The following is a 14,276-nucleotide window of genomic DNA, read 5'->3' as shown; positions in this document are numbered from 1 at the left end:
TATTGGCCGGGGTTCAAAATAAGAGACGCAGAGCGCCGTGGCTTTCGGACAGTTCAGGCTTTAGGGAGCCGGTTCCGCTGCCAATCTTGCGTGGAGCGAGGCGGCAGCGGCCGCAATGTGACGCTGCGTTTAACATTGAAAGGCGAGCTTTGATCTAACCTAAGGAGGGGCCTCGATGTCGCTTCAGCCAATCGTCGCTCACAGTGTACAATTGTTTGTTCTGGCGAATGGCGAGCTCGCCGCGGGTAGTCTCTCGGGCTGCCGGAGCGCCGCGGAGGCCTGTCGTGTTGCTGAGGAGAAAGTCCGCAACGGCCGGGCGGTCGGTGCTGCCGCCTTCACGCGCACGGTCGTAGATCAGGACTACGGCGACGGCTCGGAGCCGGTGACGCTGGCGATCTTCGGCAAGGTGCCGTCGGGGTTGGCGGATCAGCTGCCGTTCTAAATATCTCACAGACTAGCCCGCAGGTGGATGTCCTCGAAAAAATTTCAAGCAAATTGCAGACGACGTCGGGCGCTGCTTCAATCAAGAGGGCTGGGCATTCCGCCATACATTGGCGTTAGTTCAAATTCGAAAGCAGAAATTGGGCAATCTTTTAGCCGTATAGGCTGCATGCGCCGCGTTAATTGAAACATAAATTGTGTGATATGTCGCTTTTCCGGATCGGCAGGAAAGCTGTATGATACACACCCTCCTACAAAGAGTGGAAGAATAGGGTTTCCTTCGTTGTCGTGAGCAGTATTGCCTGCGGCTTTGATGCTTTCGGCGTCTAAACCGATTACATAATTAGCTGGACCGTACCCAGTCGCGCCCTCGTAAACGTCTCCAGGGAATACTGTATGGCCAGCCCATGTCGCCTGCGAACGCGCTTCCTCGCACTTCTCTGCCTGTATGCGGTATGGGTTGTGCTCAAAGTCGGTTCGCCAAATCAGCATCCAGATGTGGGATTGAACGTTGATGGCAGGCTCTTTTCCAACATTGATTGCGCGCACCGAGAAAGCAAAAGTAACAGCGCCGTCATTTTCCATGAGCGGCTGATCGCCCAGGCCAACTTCCACTTTGAGCCAAGCGCGATTACTGGCAATGAGCGTCTTTTCAGCGATCCTGGCCGATCGAGTGGCGGCATCCGCACTCGTGCGTGCGATTTCGATGGCCTCAAGCGTGTCGTCGCGTTGTCTCACGGCCGCGAAAACGAGGCCCGCCGTAGCGACGAACGAGAGAATGGTAGAGATCGTCAAGACAAGAGTGTAGAGCGCCACCGGATCTTCGAAGGTAAGAGTAAGGAGGTCCTTACACTCCTTGGTTGTCTTTCCGCCGTTAGCCTGCTTGGCGGCTGCGCATTCTTGTTCATATTGATACGCTTCGCTCATACCAGGGGCCGGATGGTACATCGTGCGAGAATAGATTACAGCGGCGAAAGCTAGAGCAAATATGCTAAGTATTGTAGCCGAGATGCGCTTGTCCAGTTTCGAGATCTTCACTACGCCAAGCCTCCCTTCACTGCCTGCGCCCTCTGGAATGCCTTTGTGATAACGCCCTGAAGGTGCTCCAGCGCATTCACTCCGATCGGCACACCTACGCGCTGTCCTTCCACGGTGGTCACCACCAGGACGGCGAGGGCGTCCCCAACCTGAAGCTCGGGATCCGGTAGGCAGATCGGCAGGATGAAGTCAGTGTGGAGCTCGCCGAACTGGACGTGGGCGGCCTTGTCGTGGCGGAAGGGCTTGGGGTCGGTCATGATTGACGGCCACCCGATTGCGCAGGCACAGGGTTCACAACCCAAGCGAGAGCTGCCGTGCCCGACCTGTCAGACCGTGAGCGCTCAAAGTCGCCCCCAGGGCGGATGCTGGCAGCATCGGAGATCGCCGAGGGCGTGACGCGCGAGCTCATGGCGAGCTTTTCTTCGGAGGAGCTCGACGGCTGCGTACTCTCTGAACGAGAGGCGCGCTCGATAGCGTCTCGAATTCTGGCGAGGTTGGGCTTCGGCCTTGACGAATGATACCGTAGAGCCCGAATACGATCTGCTTGGCCTCTGCTATTTCTGATCTGATATTCTTCAAGTCATCAATCGCGTAGCATCGTATCAACGCCTTGTGGTCGTCGTGATGCTTCTGTTCTTGTGGTATGGTCGGGTCAGCGAACCTGTGCCACGCCTCAGCATGGTACTGGGCTAAATCGTCGGCCTTGACCCATAGTGTGAGCTCCGGGAGGTCGAACGACCACCCGAATACCCCGTGGGCGATATCGTGGCGCTCCTGCGCCACGTGAGCGACTGCCTGGAGCACATCGCTGATCAGCGCGCGGGTATCACCGTCACCGACCTGCGCGGATGCCAGGGCGGTGAGGGCGTCTCTTTGTTGCCGCGCGCTCCAAAGCGCCCCGAAAAGAGCGAGGCCGCCGCGCGGCGCATCGCCAAGGAGCGCTGCCACGAGCATAGCCAGTTCATGCTCGACCCGGGCCCAGTCCGTGATGATGCGGCCGATCAGAGCGGCCGCTTCCACGTTCGCTTCCAGCCCCCGCTTGTCGAAGCAGAAGTGCTTGCCCCGGTGATCCGGCAGGAAGTGTGTGCCTGTCATGCGATCACATCCCGATCAGCTCGATCCAGGGGATCACGCGATGCAGCCGCGCGATGTCATCCTCGTCGAAGACAAGTTCCTTTGGCGGGTTGAACTGCTCGACAGTGACCTTTCCACCGGTGCGGCGGACAAGCCGCTTCACGAACGCGCTGCCGGCTTCACCTTCCATCGGAGCCTTCAGCTCGACGATGACGATGTCCCGCGGCTTCGGCCGGCGATGTGGGTCAACGTACAGCGGGTCGCCGTCCTCGTAGCGTTCGGCCATACTGTCGCCGACGACGTAGACGACGAACACGTCCTTCTTGCCCTCAATGCCGGGCGGCCGCGGGGCATAGTCGATCGTCTGACCGTTGAAGCGGAAGTCGCCTTCATCACCGCAGACGCCGGTGCCGAGCACCGGCACGTCGCGCGGCCCCTTTAGCTTCGGTAGATCAACCCTCTCAGCCGAGGTCGACCTTCGGACATTCGGCTGCGGTTTAGCGCTCTGCTCCGCCGGGGGCGCCTCGACAAAGACCATTTCGCCACGCATGGCGGCTGCGAGATCGATGCCGAGCAGTTCGGCCAAGCGCGGCAGGCGGTCCCGCTGCGGGCCACTCTCGCTAGTCTCCCAGATCGTGACGGCATTCCGCGTGATGCCGAACTCAGCCGCGATCTGGCTCTGCGTAATTTTGCGAGCCTTCCGAGCTTCTTTGATCACGTTGCCGAGCGGCGTGGGCATGCGTGAAAGCGTGTAAGCAAGCCTTTCACGGCGGCTAGGCCAGAATTTCTTACCTACCATCTTGCCACCAAGGTAAGCCTGACTTACCTTTCGACATCATGGAACCGACCGCCCTCGAACGAGCGATCGAAGCAGCCGGTGGCACGAAGGCCCTCAGCCGCAAGATCGGGATCTCCTCCCAGGCTATCAGCCAGTGGCAGGAATGCCCGCCGCTGCGCGTTCTTGAGGTCGAGAAAGTCAGCGGTGTGCCGCGGCACGAGCTTCGACCCGACATCTATCCGGCTCCAGTTGAGGGAGCGGCCGCGTGACCGCGCTGCTCTCCCTCCCCCAGCTCACCACCGGCTCCCAGCGTGCGCTTCCGCGTTCGCCCGTGGGCGCTGCCATCCCGGCTGGTGTTGAGGGCCCGCGAGGGCGTTTCTCCCGAGACCGACTGGCCGGAGCCCGCGCGCTCCGGCCCCTTTCGGGGATGCTCGTCGCGGCCGTGATGCTGACGGCCTGCGAGGCCGACCAGATCTCGGCCCGGGCCGTCCTGGAGGAGCAAGGCTTTCACGCGATCGCCTTCGCGATGGCGCCGCCGGTCGGCCGGCCCTGCGCATGGGGCGAACCGTTCGCGCTGCGCTTCCGAGCCGTGCGCGAGGATGGCGTCGTCGTGGCGGGCACGCTCTGCGCAACCGACGAATCCGCCCAGGATGCCCGGCTGTTCGCCGATCCGTCGGAGGGCGAGAGCTGATGGCGGCCCTGTCCCACGCCCGCGCGCCGCGCGCCCTCGCCGGTCGCGCCGCCGCGGCTCTGGCGGTGCTGTCGCCCGTGCCGGCGGACGAGCGCGCCCAGATGCGCGCCTTCGCCCTCGACGGGGCCGGCTCGACCGAGATCATGGGGCTGTTCGGCCGCTCGCGGTCCGTCGTGCGGCGCCAGTGCGAGGGGTTGAACCAGACCCAGGTCAGCCGCCGGACGCGCCTGCTCGCGATCCTCGACGTCGTCGAGAACTCGGACCTGCCGCACGCCGTCCTGGCGCCGCAGCTCGGCTACCGCAACGCCGCCTCGCTGGGCGTGGTGCTCCACCGGGCGCGCAAGCTCCGCCGCCGGTGGGGTGCCTGATATGGTCGCGCAGATCGTATTCCTCGGCCTTGCCGTGATGTGCCTCTTCGATGCCGGCTTCGTCGCCGCGCTCGCCTGGGCCACGCGATCCTCCGGGACGCTCGTCAGCCGTCGCCCGCTTGCCGGTGCTGGCGTGATGCTCGCGGCTGGAATCCTCTGCCTCATCGCCGGGAGCGTCTCGTGAGCGCGCCCCGGCTCTCCCATCGCGGCGGCGTCGAGCGCATCGCGCTCCCCGCACGCGAGCGCGCCGGCCGGGCCCTGACCTGGTGCCCGTGCCGGCGCGTCATCGTCCCTCGCGATCAGCTCCTGCCGGCAAGCTGCGCCGATCGCGTCGTTGTGCGTGCGTTCTTTCAAGATCTCCCTCTGCATGTCCGGCTCCTCCGTCCGTGGTCATCAGAAACCACGAGTGGATTTGCAGATGTGCAAAAGGTTTTTGCGGAAAGCTCAAATGCCGGACGCTGACGTTATGCGGGCGCGCAGCGCCTTCGACGAAGTTCTGCGGTTCGAACTCCGGGGACCCGGCGACACGGCCAATGCCATGCGCCGGATCGCCACCCGCGAGCGCATCCCGTTCGGGAAGCTGTGGGCGCTCCGCTACCGCCCGCCCAAGGAAATCGCCTCGCACATCCTCGCCCGGATCGAGGCCGCACACGCCGCCGCCAGGCTGCGACAACTCGAGAGGCTCGCCCATGACGTCGAGGTCACCGCCTCCATCGCCGGGGCTTCGCACCCTGCTGTTCGCGAGGGTGAAGCTCTTCTTCGCTCGGCAGGTCGCGCGGCTGAAGTCGCAGATCCGCGAGTGGCGTGTCCGGCTGTCCACCCGGTTCAAGCGCACGCGGCGGTTCTGATCGGTCAGTTCCGGGGGCAGTCATGATCGACGGCAGCGACCAAGCCGCGGCCTTCCAGACCGCCCTCGACCGCGGGCTTCCGGCCCTGATCGGCGGCGCCTGCAAGGGCGTCGAGGACGGCATCCAGAACGCTTCGCCGGCGACCTTCGCCCTGCGCTGCTCGCTGCTGGCCTACTTGCGCGTCGCGCTCTGGACGGCCGAGCTGGTGCTGGAGGCCGAGAAGAAGGGCGGCCCGGCCCCGGCGAGCGTCAGCCCCGGCCAGTCCCTCGCCCCGGTGCTCGGGCGGGATCTCGCGCTCGTCGAGCCGCTCGTGACGCGCCGCTCCGGCGGCCTCGACCCGCGCCTTCCGGCCGGTCGCTACCACCCCTGATCCGAGCCCGAGGAGGCCGCGATGCACAACCCCCTGTCCGCCCTGATGGAGATCCTCCGCCGCGTGCTGCCGGCCAGCGCCGACGCCGAACTCGTCAAGGCTGAGACGCACCTCCGCGCGGGCATCGAGGCGGCCGTGCGTGTCGAGGTCACCGAGCAGGTCGAGCAGTTGCGGACCGACGTGCTCGCCGCCGTCCGGACCACGCTCAGTCCGATCATCGGCGCCGCCACCCTGGCGCCCGAGACCGCGCCCGCCGCGCCGGTCGCCGAGCCGGCGACGCCGCCGGCAGCCTGATCCCGAAACGAGAACCGCCCGGCCTGCTGTGGGAGCGGGTGCCGGGCGGTCTGAAGCGAATGGGCGTCGTGCCCATCCATGGAGAGACAGATGGAAGCCACAACCGAAGCTGATACGCAAGTATTGCCGGCCGACTTCGACGCGGAGACCCTGACGGGTGATCTGCTCGACGTGCTCCTGACCCACGTGCGGTCCATGGAGACACCCTGGTCGAAGCTGCCCGAGTGGGATCAGCGGGACCGGATCCGCGCGATCGAGAAGTGCGCCGAGGACCTCGTCCGCCGCTCGGTGCACGTGATCGCCCACAAGGGGCAGCCGCACCTCGTTGTCCAGACCGGCAAGTGGTCGGTGGGCGAGCTGATCGACCTGAAGGTCGGGGCATCCTCGAGCGTCGAGAACATCACGAAGCTGGCCGAGCACGGCAACGGCTCCGCCATCCTCGTGCTGATCGAGCCGGGCGAGTTCTTCGGCCAGCGCCAGGAGGCCAAGGCCGATCCGGACCAGCCCGCGATGGATCTCGGCGGTGAGGAGGCCGAGGACGGTGACGGCGAGCCCGCCGCCGGGACCGAGCCGGCCGCGCCGCGTCCGCGCCGCAACCGCCGCCAGATCTCCGAGACGGAGGCGGCCTGACCATGAACGCCCCCGTGCGCCACGGACGAGCCGGCCTGCCGGCAGCAACCCTCGCACGGGGGCGTCTGCCTGCGGGCACGATGAACAAGACCGAGGAGGCCTACGCGCGGCACCTGGAGGGCCTGAAGGCTCTCGGCGAGATCGCGTGGTTCGGCTTCGAGGCCTGGACGCTGCGCCTGGCCAAGCGCTGCTCCTACACGCCCGACTTCATCGTCATGCGCGCCGACGGCGCGATGGAGGCCCACGAGGTCAAGGGCCACTGGACCGACGATTCCAGGGTGAAGATCAAGGTCGCCGCCGCGCAGCACCCGCTCCGCTTCGTCGCCATTCGCGCGCTGCCGAAGAAGGCCGGCGGCGGCTGGGAGGTCGAGGAGTTCTGATGCTCGCGCTCCGCCTCCCTCCCGATCTCTCGCCGGCCGTGCAGCGCCTCGTCGTCTGGACCGCGCTCGGGTGCGTGCTGGTGCGCGTCGCCGGCGGCTGGCGCCTGGAGCGCGCCGCCTCGATGCGCGGCACGCGCGGGCCGGCGCCGAAGACGATTCAGGACCGCACCGCGCAGGAGGCGATCCGCCACGGTGCCCGCGTCGGCGCCCCGGAGGATCTATTCGGGAGCGCGGCATGACGGTCCGCATCCACGTCGGCGACGTGCGCGAGCAGCTCCGCGCGATGCCGGACGCCTTCTTCGACAGCGTCGTGACTAGCCCGCCGTATTGGGGGCTGCGCGACTATGGGGTCGCTGGCCAGATCGGGCTCGAGCGGACGCTGGGCGAGCACCTCGCCTTGATGGTCGACGTGTTCCGCGAGGTCCGGCGCGTGCTCAAGCCGCGCGGCACTCTCTGGCTGAACTACGGCGACTGCTACGCCGCGACGCCGAACGGTCGCGCTGCGGCCGACGTGGTCGGCGACGACCGCACCTTCCGGGACAAGCCCTTCTCGACGGTCGGGCCAATCCTGGAGCAGGGCCATTCGGCCGGGCGCGGGCAGCGCGGAGACGTCTTCCGGACGCGGTCTGCCCTCCCGCCTTCCGGGCGCGTGGTGGCTGGCGGCTTCCTGAAGCCGAAGGACCTCTGCATGATCCCGAACCGGCTGGCGATCGCCCTGCAGGACGATGGCTGGTGGGTCCGCTCGGAGATCATCTGGCACAAGCCGAACCCGATGCCGGAGTCGGTCTACGACCGGCCCACGACCGCGCACGAGAAGGTCTGGCTCCTCACCAAGGGCGAGGACTATTTCTACAATCATGAGGCCATCCGCGAGCCGGTGACTGGCGGCGCGCACGTTCGCGCGGCGGCGCGCGGCACCGATACGGGTGTCGGCTGGGGGCGCCTCGACCGCCTGGACCCGGACCAGTCCGACCGAGGGCGGGACCGCGTGAAGCGGCCGGGACCGAACAGCCGGCAGAACGTCGACCGTGTGCCGGTCTCGCGGAAGCCAGGCGTCACGCCGAAGTCGGCGCCGGAGGACTCCAACATCCGGGCGAAGGGCAGCTTCCACGCCAGCACGACGCAGCTCGTGACCAGCCGCAACGCACGGAACGTCTGGACGATCGCGCCGAAGGCCTACCGTGAGGCGCACTTCGCCACCTTCCCGCCAGCGCTGGCCGAGCGCTGCATCAAGGCCGGCGTCCCGGCGCAGTCCTGCGGGCTCTGCGGCGCCGCGCTGCCGCATCCGCGCTGCGAGGGTCTGTGCCGGTTCGCTGAGCCGGTGCCCGGGCGCGTGCTCGACCCGTTCGGGGGCGCCGGCACCGTCGGCCTGGTCGCGGCCGGGCTCGGCCTCGACGCCACGCTGATCGAGCTCAACCCGGAATACGCGGCGATGTCCGCGCGCCGGATCGGGGCCGCGGCCGAGATCGTCGGCACGCCGGCGCCGCTCCCGATGGCAGCGGAGTAGCACGATGGTGTGGGCTCTCATCCACGGCGGTCGCATCGTCGCCCGCGGCTCCTACTCCGAGGTCCTCGACACGGCCGAGGACTGGATGGTGCTGGAGGTCCTGCGCCATCCCGACGGGACCGTGGTCGCGCGCCGCCTGCCGTTCGGCTGGCAGGTCCTGCCCGAGGCGATGGTGCAGCCTCGCGACGTCGAGGCGGCGGCATGAAGCTCGCCAGCCCGAACCCGGCCGCCGAGCACTCCCGCGGCGAGGTCCTGCGCCCGCAGGATCGCGCGTGGCTGCGCCAGCAGGGCGTCGGGCCAGCCGGCTACCTCGGGCGGCTCGGCACCTTCGGGCTCCCCTTGCGCGACGTGGTGGTGCTGCGCCGCGGCCGCCGCTTCGATTTCGCCCGGCACTGCCGCGGCGAGCAGGTCGAGCGCCGCAAGGTCCTGACCTTCCTCGCGCACGACGAGCTCGGTGCACCGATCGACGTGGTGGCTTGGGACACGGTCAACGACGCGATCGCGTGCTGGCTCGGCCTCTGCGGGTTGCTCGGCCTCGACTTCCCGTGCCCAGGCATCGCCGGCGACCCGCTGGTGGTGTTCCCCGACCCCCTGTCCTGGCTGAAGGCCGACCGGCGTGGCGTCGTGATCGTCCGCCCCTCTCTCGCGCGCCACCACCTCCTCGAGGTCGACGCGATCCGCACCGCCGACATCGCACACGCCGGCGCGGTCGAATCCCTCCTGCTCCGAGGCCTGCTGCCCCGGATCACCGTCCCGGCCAGTAGCGTACGGCGCGTCGCATGAACGTGGTCACCGACATCGAGCACCGTCGCGCCAAGCGCGAGCAGATGCGGCTCAACCTCGGGGATCTCCGCGGGGAGCGTTCGGCGCCGTCGGATTTGCCGATCATCAAGGTGGTCGCGAGCGAGCTGCCGCGCGTCGTCGACGAGGCCGAGGAGCTGCTCCTCGAGAGCGGCGTCGCCGTGTTCTCGCGGGCAGGCACGCTGGTGCGTCCGATCGTCGAATCCGTGCCAGGCGCGAACGGCGCCTTGATCCAGGTGGCGCGGCTGCGCCCGCTCTGCGCCGATTCCCTCTCGGATCTGCTCGCCCAGACCATGCGGTTCCAGCGGTTCGACGAGCGCCGCCGCGCCTGGGCCAACGTCGACCCGCCCGCGAAGGTCGCGGCGATCCTGCTCTCGCGCGAGGGAAAGTGGCAGCTGCCGCCGATCGCCGGGATCATCACCACGCCGACGCTCCGGCCGGACGGCACGCTGCTGAGTGAGCCCGGCTACGATCCCACGACGCGCCTCTACCTGATGCCGGACGAGGCGTTGAAGCTGCCGCCGATCCCGGAGCGGCCCGGCCGCGAGGAGGCCGAGCAGGCGCTGGCGCTGCTGTTCGAGCCGCTCGCCGGATTCCCGTTCGTCGGCCCGGTCGACCGGGCGGTGGCGCTCTCTGCCGTCCTCACGGCGCTCCTGCGGCCCGCGCTCGGCGTCGCGCCGGCGCACGCGATCGCGGCGAGCACGCCCGGCACCGGCAAGAGCTACCTCGTCGACGTCGTCGCGACGATCGCCACCGGCCGGCCCTGCGCGGTGATCCCGGTCGGCAAGACCGAGGAGGAGACCGAGAAGCGCCTGGGCGCCCTGCTGCTCGATGGGGCTCCGCTGATCTCGATCGACAACGTCAACGGCGAGCTCGGCGGCGACATGCTCTGCCAGATGACCGAGCGCCCGCTGGTGCGCGTGCGGATCCTCGGCCGGAGCGAGATGCCGGAGGTCGAGTGCCGCTCGACGATCTTCGCCACCGGCAACAACCTCACCCTGGTCGGGGACATGACCCGTCGCGCGGTGCTGGCCACCCTCGACGCTAAGATGGAGCGGCCCGAGAAGCGCGCCTTTGACTTCGACCCGGTGGCGCACGTGCTGCGCGACCGCGGCGCGCTGGTGGCTGCCGCGATCATCCTGGTGCGGGCCTACCGCGCCGCCGGGTCGCCGCCGGTCTGCGGCCCGCTCGGATCCTACGGGGCGTGGTCGAGCACGGTTCGGTCCGCGCTGGTGTGGCTCGGAGAGGCCGACCCGGTCGCCAGCATGGACGTCATGCGCGAGGAGGATCCGGACCTCGCGATGATCGGCGAACTGTTCGCGAACTGGCGCGACCACCTCTTCCCGGGCTCGCCCTACACGGCCGTCGAGGTGGAGGAGGTGGCCAGCGAGCGCCACTCGACCGGCGACTACGCCCGTCCGAGCTTCCGAGACCTCCTGATGCGCAAGGCCGGTTCCGGGCCCGTCGTGTCGACGCGGCGGCTCGGCGCTTGGCTGAAGGCCATCAAGGGGCGCGTCGTGAACGGGTGGCGCCTCGACATGATGGCCGACGAGAAGCGCGGCCACCGGTACCTGCTCGTCCAGACCACGACCGATGCCCCTGCGGGCGTGGGGTAAGTGGGGAAAGTGGGGTCACTTCCACGCGCACGCGCGAAACTCTCGTCTTTTTGGCTGCTCTATAGAATAGACCCCACTTTCCCCAGCTTCCCCAAAAGACAGGGAGATCAGGAGAAGAAGGGTCAGGGCAGCCGGAGCACGGCGCGGGCAGCGCGCCGATCACCCCGGAGACCGTTCATGCCCGAGACCACCACCACCGACCTCGTCCACCTCGCAGCCGGAATCACGGCCTCCTACGCCGCCGGCAACCACTTCCCGGCCTCCGCGCTACCGGACGTGCTCACGGCCGTCCACGGGGCGCTCTGCGGCCTGGCGCAGGGATCGGCGGTCGAGGCGGCACCGGCGCCCGCGGCCGACACGCCCTCCCCGGCCGAGATCCGGAAGTCGATCCGCCCGGACGGCCTCGTCAGCTTCCTCGACGGCCGGTCGTACAAGACCCTGAAGCGGCACCTCACGGCCTACGGGCTCACGCCGGACGGCTACCGTCAGCGGTTCGGCCTGCCGGCGGACTACCCGCTGGTCTGCCCGTCCTACTCGGCCCAGCGGTCCTCGCTGGCCAAGGCGATGATGCTCGGAGTGCCGGGCAGCCGGTCGAAGCTGCAGGCGGCGGAGTAACCGGCATGTCGAGCTGGGATCGCAAGCCCCCGGGCAACCGGAGCCCCTACGAGAACATCGGCCGCGGCGGAGGCAAAATCATGCGGCCGGCCGAGCCGGACCAGCACTGCTACATTCCGAATTGCTCCAGGTTCTAATCATATCCTCCAAGAGAGAGGCCTTCTTAGGAGCTGCCGCGGTACGCAGTGGCTCAAACTGGTCAACTTTAACGAGAAACTTTTGTTAACATTTTCGTTATTTTAATCGCGCTCAACGAGCCGCCCAAGCCTAGAGATGTTCCCGGTGACAAAATCAGGTCGTAGTTTTCTGCTGGGATCATCTTGCTTTGCCGCACTTATGATAAATAGTGCCGCCTTATCTCAAAGCTCAGTTATTTCTCCGCAGCGCTCTTTGTCAACGGCAGGACTTACTAACGCTTCTGATTTTCAGACAGCCGAGTACTACGCGAATTACGGAATATCACATATTGGGTCCTCAACTGCTTACGCGAGAGGATTTACGGGGTCCGGCATTCTAGTTGCTGTGTTTGACACAGGAATTGATGCCAGAAGCCCGGAATTTTTTGGGAAAATATCGCCATTGTCCCAAAACGTATTCTATTCAAATCTGCAATCGCAATATAACGACGCAATTTCGAAAATGGGGTATGTTGACACCTACGGACATGGAACGCACGTTGCCGGTATTGTTGCAGCCAGCCGAGATGGCGTCGGAACGATGGGCGTCGCTTTCGATGCCTCAATCCTGGCCATCCGCGGCATTGGCCCAGTGGCATCGGCCGTTACGGACCAGTTCAACACCGCGGCATTGCTGACCGATTTCAATCGCGGGTACGATCTTGCCATCTCCTCGGGCGCAAAGATCCTTAATGGTAGCTACGGCCCAGGTTACGATTTTAAATATAATCTCGATGGTACGCCCAATAAAAATTACGTACAGCTTGAAGAGTATCTGATGCCGTCATCGACGGTTGATACGTATAATTATCTAAAAAGGGCATCAGATGCCGGGATGCTGCTAGTTTTTGCAGCGGGAAACAATCGCCTGTCTCAGCCAATCATTTCCGATGACCCTCAAGGCAATGGGTTTTTGCCATTTGTAAGTCCCGCAAATGCAAATAGCGGGAAATACGTGATCTATAACCCAGATGGATCGCTCGAAGACCTAAGTAAATATGATTTTTCTTCGCTGAACGGTCACATTATTACGGTCGTAAACGTAGATGAAAACAATGTCATCGGCGAACAGAGCAGTCGGTGTGGTGTCGCGGCTAGTTGGTGCATCTCCGCTCCTGGTGAAAACATCACTTCAACTTGGCCGTATACGTATTACGTCAACAACACGCTGACGGCATCGAATGGATATTACGTCGACAGCGGCACCTCGATGGCTTCACCGCACGTCGCGGGTGCCGCTGCGGTACTAATGCAGGCGTTTCCATTCTTGACTGCGCCTCAGATCGCCCAAACGATGTTCACCACCGCTACCCCGATTGGGCCGGCGAACATCTACGGTTGGGGCCTGCTCAACCTCGGCAAAGCCATCGACGGCCCGGGCCAGTTCACCTCCACTTGGACGGTCAACACCACCTATAACGGCCAAGCCTATTATGGTCGCTTCGCCAACGACATCTCGGGGCCTGGCGGCCTGATCAAGGTCGGACTGGGCACCCTCGAACTCGCCGGCACCAACACCTATGCCGGCGGCACCGCCGTCTATGGCGGCACCCTGGCCGTCTCCCGCGACGCCAACCTCGGCGCCGCCGGCACCGGCCTGACCCTCGGCGGCGGCACTCTCGAGGTCCTGGCCGACGGCTTCGCCACCGCCCGCCCGATCACGCTGGCCGGCCCCGGCACCCTGCAGATCGACCTCGGCACCGCCACCCTCGCGGGGCCGATCGCCGACGGCAGCCAGCCGGGCGTGCTCGTCAAGACCGGCCCCGGCACCGCCGTGCTCTCGGCCGCCAACACGTTCACGGGCGGCGCCCTGGTCGGCACCGGCACCCTGGCCCTGACCGCCACCGGCAGCCTCACCGCGCCCGTTCTCGTCGGCTCGGCGGCGAGCTTCCTCAATGCCGGCCTCGTCTCCGGCAACGTCGGCAACTTCGGCGTCCTCGCCAACAGCGGCACCATCACGGGCGGCCTCGCCAATGCCGGTCTGGCCCTCAACACCGGCACCGTCGGCGGCGGCGCGACCAACAGCGGCAGCCTGGTCAACGCCGGCACCGTCGCGGGCGGACTGACCAACACCGGCACCGCCCTCAACACCGGCGCCATCGGCGGTGGCGTCATCAGCAGCGGCATCCTGAGCAACAGCGGCGCCATCGGCGGCGGCGTCGCCAACACCGGCCTCCTCGCCACCAGCGGCACGATCAGCGGCGGCCTGACCAATGCCGGCACCGTGCTCGCCAGCGCTGGTCGCATCGACGGGGCCATCGCCAACAATGCCGGCCTGCTCGCCGTCGCCGGATCCGTGGCCGGCACCGGCCCCTTCGCCAACGCCGCCGGCGCGACGCTCGCCGTCACCACGGGCGGCAGCTACAGCCTCGCCGGCCCCCTCGCCAATGCCGGCCTCGTCGCCGTCGCCCAGAGCGCCAGCCTCACCGCCTCCGGCGGCCTCAGCAACGCCGGCCTCGTCGCCAGCGACGGCACCCTCACCGCCGACCTGACCAATACCGGCGTCGCCCGCCTGTCCGGGCAGTTCAACGGCACGCTCACCAATGCCGGCCTCGTGCAGATCACCGGCCCGCTCGCCGGGCTGACCGGCCTGACCAACACCGGCGCCCTCGACCTCGGCGGCACCGCCCTCACGCTCACCGACCTCGC

At 66.7% G+C, this 14,276-nt stretch carries 21 protein-coding genes and 1 pseudogene; 18 read left to right on the top strand and 4 right to left on the bottom strand.

Annotated features, from left to right (window positions below):
- The first annotated feature begins 175 nt into the window (after positions 1–175).
- Positions 176–442 carry a hypothetical protein gene (locus BM419_RS06410; protein WP_091925663.1) on the top strand — a complete coding sequence of 89 codons (267 nt, stop codon included), beginning with the start codon at positions 176–178 and terminating at the stop codon, positions 440–442.
- 77 nt (positions 443–519) lie between these two features.
- On the opposite strand, the gene BM419_RS31870 is transcribed toward BM419_RS06410, so the two are convergent.
- From BM419_RS31870 to BM419_RS06395, 4 genes are all read right to left on the bottom strand, one after another.
- On the bottom strand, positions 520–1,479 hold the full coding sequence (locus BM419_RS31870; protein WP_139257052.1) for a hypothetical protein: 960 nt from the start codon (positions 1,477–1,479) through the stop codon (positions 520–522).
- On the bottom strand, positions 1,479–1,736 hold the full coding sequence (locus BM419_RS06405) for a hypothetical protein (RefSeq protein ID WP_091925661.1): 258 nt from the start codon (positions 1,734–1,736) through the stop codon (positions 1,479–1,481). The genes BM419_RS31870 and BM419_RS06405 overlap by 1 nt, the downstream gene beginning before the upstream one ends.
- Before the next feature lie 148 nt (positions 1,737–1,884).
- Positions 1,885–2,574, bottom strand: coding sequence for a hypothetical protein (locus tag BM419_RS06400; RefSeq protein WP_091925659.1), 690 nt, complete (start codon positions 2,572–2,574; stop codon positions 1,885–1,887).
- A gap of 4 nt (positions 2,575–2,578) precedes the next feature.
- Positions 2,579–3,292 (bottom strand): XRE family transcriptional regulator, encoded by a 714-nt coding sequence (locus BM419_RS06395; RefSeq protein ID WP_091925657.1) that lies wholly within the window; start codon positions 3,290–3,292, stop codon positions 2,579–2,581.
- A 98-nt stretch (positions 3,293–3,390) separates the two neighbouring features.
- On the opposite strand from BM419_RS06395, the gene BM419_RS06390 reads away from it, so the two are divergent.
- The 17 genes and pseudogenes from BM419_RS06390 to BM419_RS32785 all read left to right on the top strand — a co-directional run.
- The gene (locus BM419_RS06390) at positions 3,391–3,600 is read left to right on the top strand and encodes a transcriptional regulator (RefSeq protein WP_091925655.1); all 210 of its coding nucleotides are present in this window, start codon (positions 3,391–3,393) and stop codon (positions 3,598–3,600) included.
- On the top strand, positions 3,597–4,022 hold the full coding sequence (locus BM419_RS31865) for a hypothetical protein (RefSeq protein WP_139257051.1): 426 nt from the start codon (positions 3,597–3,599) through the stop codon (positions 4,020–4,022). The genes BM419_RS06390 and BM419_RS31865 overlap by 4 nt, the downstream gene beginning before the upstream one ends.
- On the top strand, positions 4,022–4,390 hold the full coding sequence (locus BM419_RS06380) for a hypothetical protein (RefSeq protein WP_091925650.1): 369 nt from the start codon (positions 4,022–4,024) through the stop codon (positions 4,388–4,390). Before BM419_RS31865 ends, BM419_RS06380 begins: the two co-directional genes overlap by 1 nt.
- A 1-nt stretch (position 4,391) precedes the next feature.
- Positions 4,392–4,574 (top strand): hypothetical protein, encoded by a 183-nt coding sequence (locus tag BM419_RS06375; RefSeq protein WP_091925648.1) that lies wholly within the window; start codon positions 4,392–4,394, stop codon positions 4,572–4,574.
- A 264-nt stretch (positions 4,575–4,838) separates the two neighbouring features.
- Complete coding sequence (locus tag BM419_RS06370; RefSeq protein ID WP_091925645.1) at positions 4,839–5,264, top strand: hypothetical protein; 426 nt, start codon at positions 4,839–4,841, stop codon at positions 5,262–5,264.
- Positions 5,261–5,608: a hypothetical protein gene (locus BM419_RS06365; protein ID WP_091925641.1), complete on the top strand. Its 348-nt coding sequence runs from the start codon at positions 5,261–5,263 to the stop codon at positions 5,606–5,608. Before BM419_RS06370 ends, BM419_RS06365 begins: the two co-directional genes overlap by 4 nt.
- Before the next feature lie 21 nt (positions 5,609–5,629).
- Positions 5,630–5,902, top strand: coding sequence for a hypothetical protein (locus BM419_RS06360; RefSeq protein ID WP_091925638.1), 273 nt, complete (start codon positions 5,630–5,632; stop codon positions 5,900–5,902).
- 90 nt (positions 5,903–5,992) lie between these two features.
- Positions 5,993–6,532, top strand: coding sequence for a hypothetical protein (locus BM419_RS06355; protein ID WP_139257050.1), 540 nt, complete (start codon positions 5,993–5,995; stop codon positions 6,530–6,532).
- 2 nt (positions 6,533–6,534) lie between these two features.
- On the top strand, positions 6,535–6,912 hold the full coding sequence (locus BM419_RS06350) for a PDDEXK family nuclease (protein WP_091925632.1): 378 nt from the start codon (positions 6,535–6,537) through the stop codon (positions 6,910–6,912).
- Complete coding sequence (locus BM419_RS06345) at positions 6,912–7,151, top strand: hypothetical protein (protein ID WP_091925629.1); 240 nt, start codon at positions 6,912–6,914, stop codon at positions 7,149–7,151. Before BM419_RS06350 ends, BM419_RS06345 begins: the two co-directional genes overlap by 1 nt.
- The gene (locus BM419_RS06340; RefSeq protein ID WP_091925626.1) at positions 7,148–8,419 is read left to right on the top strand and encodes a DNA-methyltransferase; all 1,272 of its coding nucleotides are present in this window, start codon (positions 7,148–7,150) and stop codon (positions 8,417–8,419) included. The genes BM419_RS06345 and BM419_RS06340 overlap by 4 nt, the downstream gene beginning before the upstream one ends.
- Before the next feature lie 4 nt (positions 8,420–8,423).
- Positions 8,424–8,624 (top strand): hypothetical protein, encoded by a 201-nt coding sequence (locus tag BM419_RS06335; protein ID WP_091925623.1) that lies wholly within the window; start codon positions 8,424–8,426, stop codon positions 8,622–8,624.
- Positions 8,621–9,202, top strand: a complete 582-nt coding sequence (locus BM419_RS06330) for a hypothetical protein (protein WP_091925621.1) — start codon at positions 8,621–8,623, stop codon at positions 9,200–9,202. The genes BM419_RS06335 and BM419_RS06330 overlap by 4 nt, the downstream gene beginning before the upstream one ends.
- A complete protein-coding gene (locus BM419_RS06325; RefSeq protein WP_091925618.1) occupies positions 9,199–10,836 on the top strand; it encodes a hypothetical protein in 1,638 nt (545 codons plus the stop codon). Before BM419_RS06330 ends, BM419_RS06325 begins: the two co-directional genes overlap by 4 nt.
- A gap of 177 nt (positions 10,837–11,013) precedes the next feature.
- Positions 11,014–11,451, top strand: a complete 438-nt coding sequence (locus BM419_RS06320; RefSeq protein ID WP_091925614.1) for a Ros/MucR family transcriptional regulator — start codon at positions 11,014–11,016, stop codon at positions 11,449–11,451.
- 273 nt (positions 11,452–11,724) lie between these two features.
- A pseudogene (locus BM419_RS32790) lies at positions 11,725–12,912 on the top strand (S8 family peptidase); the annotation flags it as partial.
- Between the two features lie 9 nt (positions 12,913–12,921).
- The coding region (locus tag BM419_RS32785; RefSeq protein WP_244540719.1) for a beta strand repeat-containing protein at positions 12,922–14,276 on the top strand (1,355 nt) is incomplete at its 3' end.

It is taken from the genome of Methylobacterium sp. yr668, from assembly GCF_900116245.1.
Lineage (GTDB): Bacteria > Pseudomonadota > Alphaproteobacteria > Rhizobiales > Beijerinckiaceae > Methylobacterium.
The sequence above is the reverse complement of the archived record's forward strand: the minus strand, read 5'-3'. Positions and strand labels throughout refer to the sequence as shown.

Excerpts from the sequence above, each read along its gene's own strand:
- BM419_RS06410 (WP_091925663.1), top strand. The coding sequence starts at position 176 with ATGTCGCTTCAGCCAATCGTCGCTCACAGTGTACAATTGTTTGTTCTG.
- BM419_RS06405 (WP_091925661.1), bottom strand. The coding sequence starts at position 1,736 with ATGACCGACCCCAAGCCCTTCCGCCACGACAAGGCCGCCCACGTCCAG.
- BM419_RS06400 (WP_091925659.1), bottom strand. The coding sequence starts at position 2,574 with ATGACAGGCACACACTTCCTGCCGGATCACCGGGGCAAGCACTTCTGC.
- BM419_RS06395 (WP_091925657.1), bottom strand. The coding sequence starts at position 3,292 with ATGCCCACGCCGCTCGGCAACGTGATCAAAGAAGCTCGGAAGGCTCGC.
- BM419_RS06390 (WP_091925655.1), top strand. The coding sequence starts at position 3,391 with ATGGAACCGACCGCCCTCGAACGAGCGATCGAAGCAGCCGGTGGCACG.
- BM419_RS06380 (WP_091925650.1), top strand. The coding sequence starts at position 4,022 with ATGGCGGCCCTGTCCCACGCCCGCGCGCCGCGCGCCCTCGCCGGTCGC.
- BM419_RS06375 (WP_091925648.1), top strand. The coding sequence starts at position 4,392 with ATGGTCGCGCAGATCGTATTCCTCGGCCTTGCCGTGATGTGCCTCTTC.
- BM419_RS06370 (WP_091925645.1), top strand. The coding sequence starts at position 4,839 with ATGCCGGACGCTGACGTTATGCGGGCGCGCAGCGCCTTCGACGAAGTT.
- BM419_RS06365 (WP_091925641.1), top strand. The coding sequence starts at position 5,261 with ATGATCGACGGCAGCGACCAAGCCGCGGCCTTCCAGACCGCCCTCGAC.
- BM419_RS06360 (WP_091925638.1), top strand. The coding sequence starts at position 5,630 with ATGCACAACCCCCTGTCCGCCCTGATGGAGATCCTCCGCCGCGTGCTG.
- BM419_RS06355 (WP_139257050.1), top strand. The coding sequence starts at position 5,993 with ATGGAAGCCACAACCGAAGCTGATACGCAAGTATTGCCGGCCGACTTC.
- BM419_RS06350 (WP_091925632.1), top strand. The coding sequence starts at position 6,535 with ATGAACGCCCCCGTGCGCCACGGACGAGCCGGCCTGCCGGCAGCAACC.
- BM419_RS06345 (WP_091925629.1), top strand. The coding sequence starts at position 6,912 with ATGCTCGCGCTCCGCCTCCCTCCCGATCTCTCGCCGGCCGTGCAGCGC.
- BM419_RS06340 (WP_091925626.1), top strand. The coding sequence starts at position 7,148 with ATGACGGTCCGCATCCACGTCGGCGACGTGCGCGAGCAGCTCCGCGCG.
- BM419_RS06335 (WP_091925623.1), top strand. The coding sequence starts at position 8,424 with ATGGTGTGGGCTCTCATCCACGGCGGTCGCATCGTCGCCCGCGGCTCC.
- BM419_RS06330 (WP_091925621.1), top strand. The coding sequence starts at position 8,621 with ATGAAGCTCGCCAGCCCGAACCCGGCCGCCGAGCACTCCCGCGGCGAG.
- BM419_RS06325 (WP_091925618.1), top strand. The coding sequence starts at position 9,199 with ATGAACGTGGTCACCGACATCGAGCACCGTCGCGCCAAGCGCGAGCAG.
- BM419_RS06320 (WP_091925614.1), top strand. The coding sequence starts at position 11,014 with ATGCCCGAGACCACCACCACCGACCTCGTCCACCTCGCAGCCGGAATC.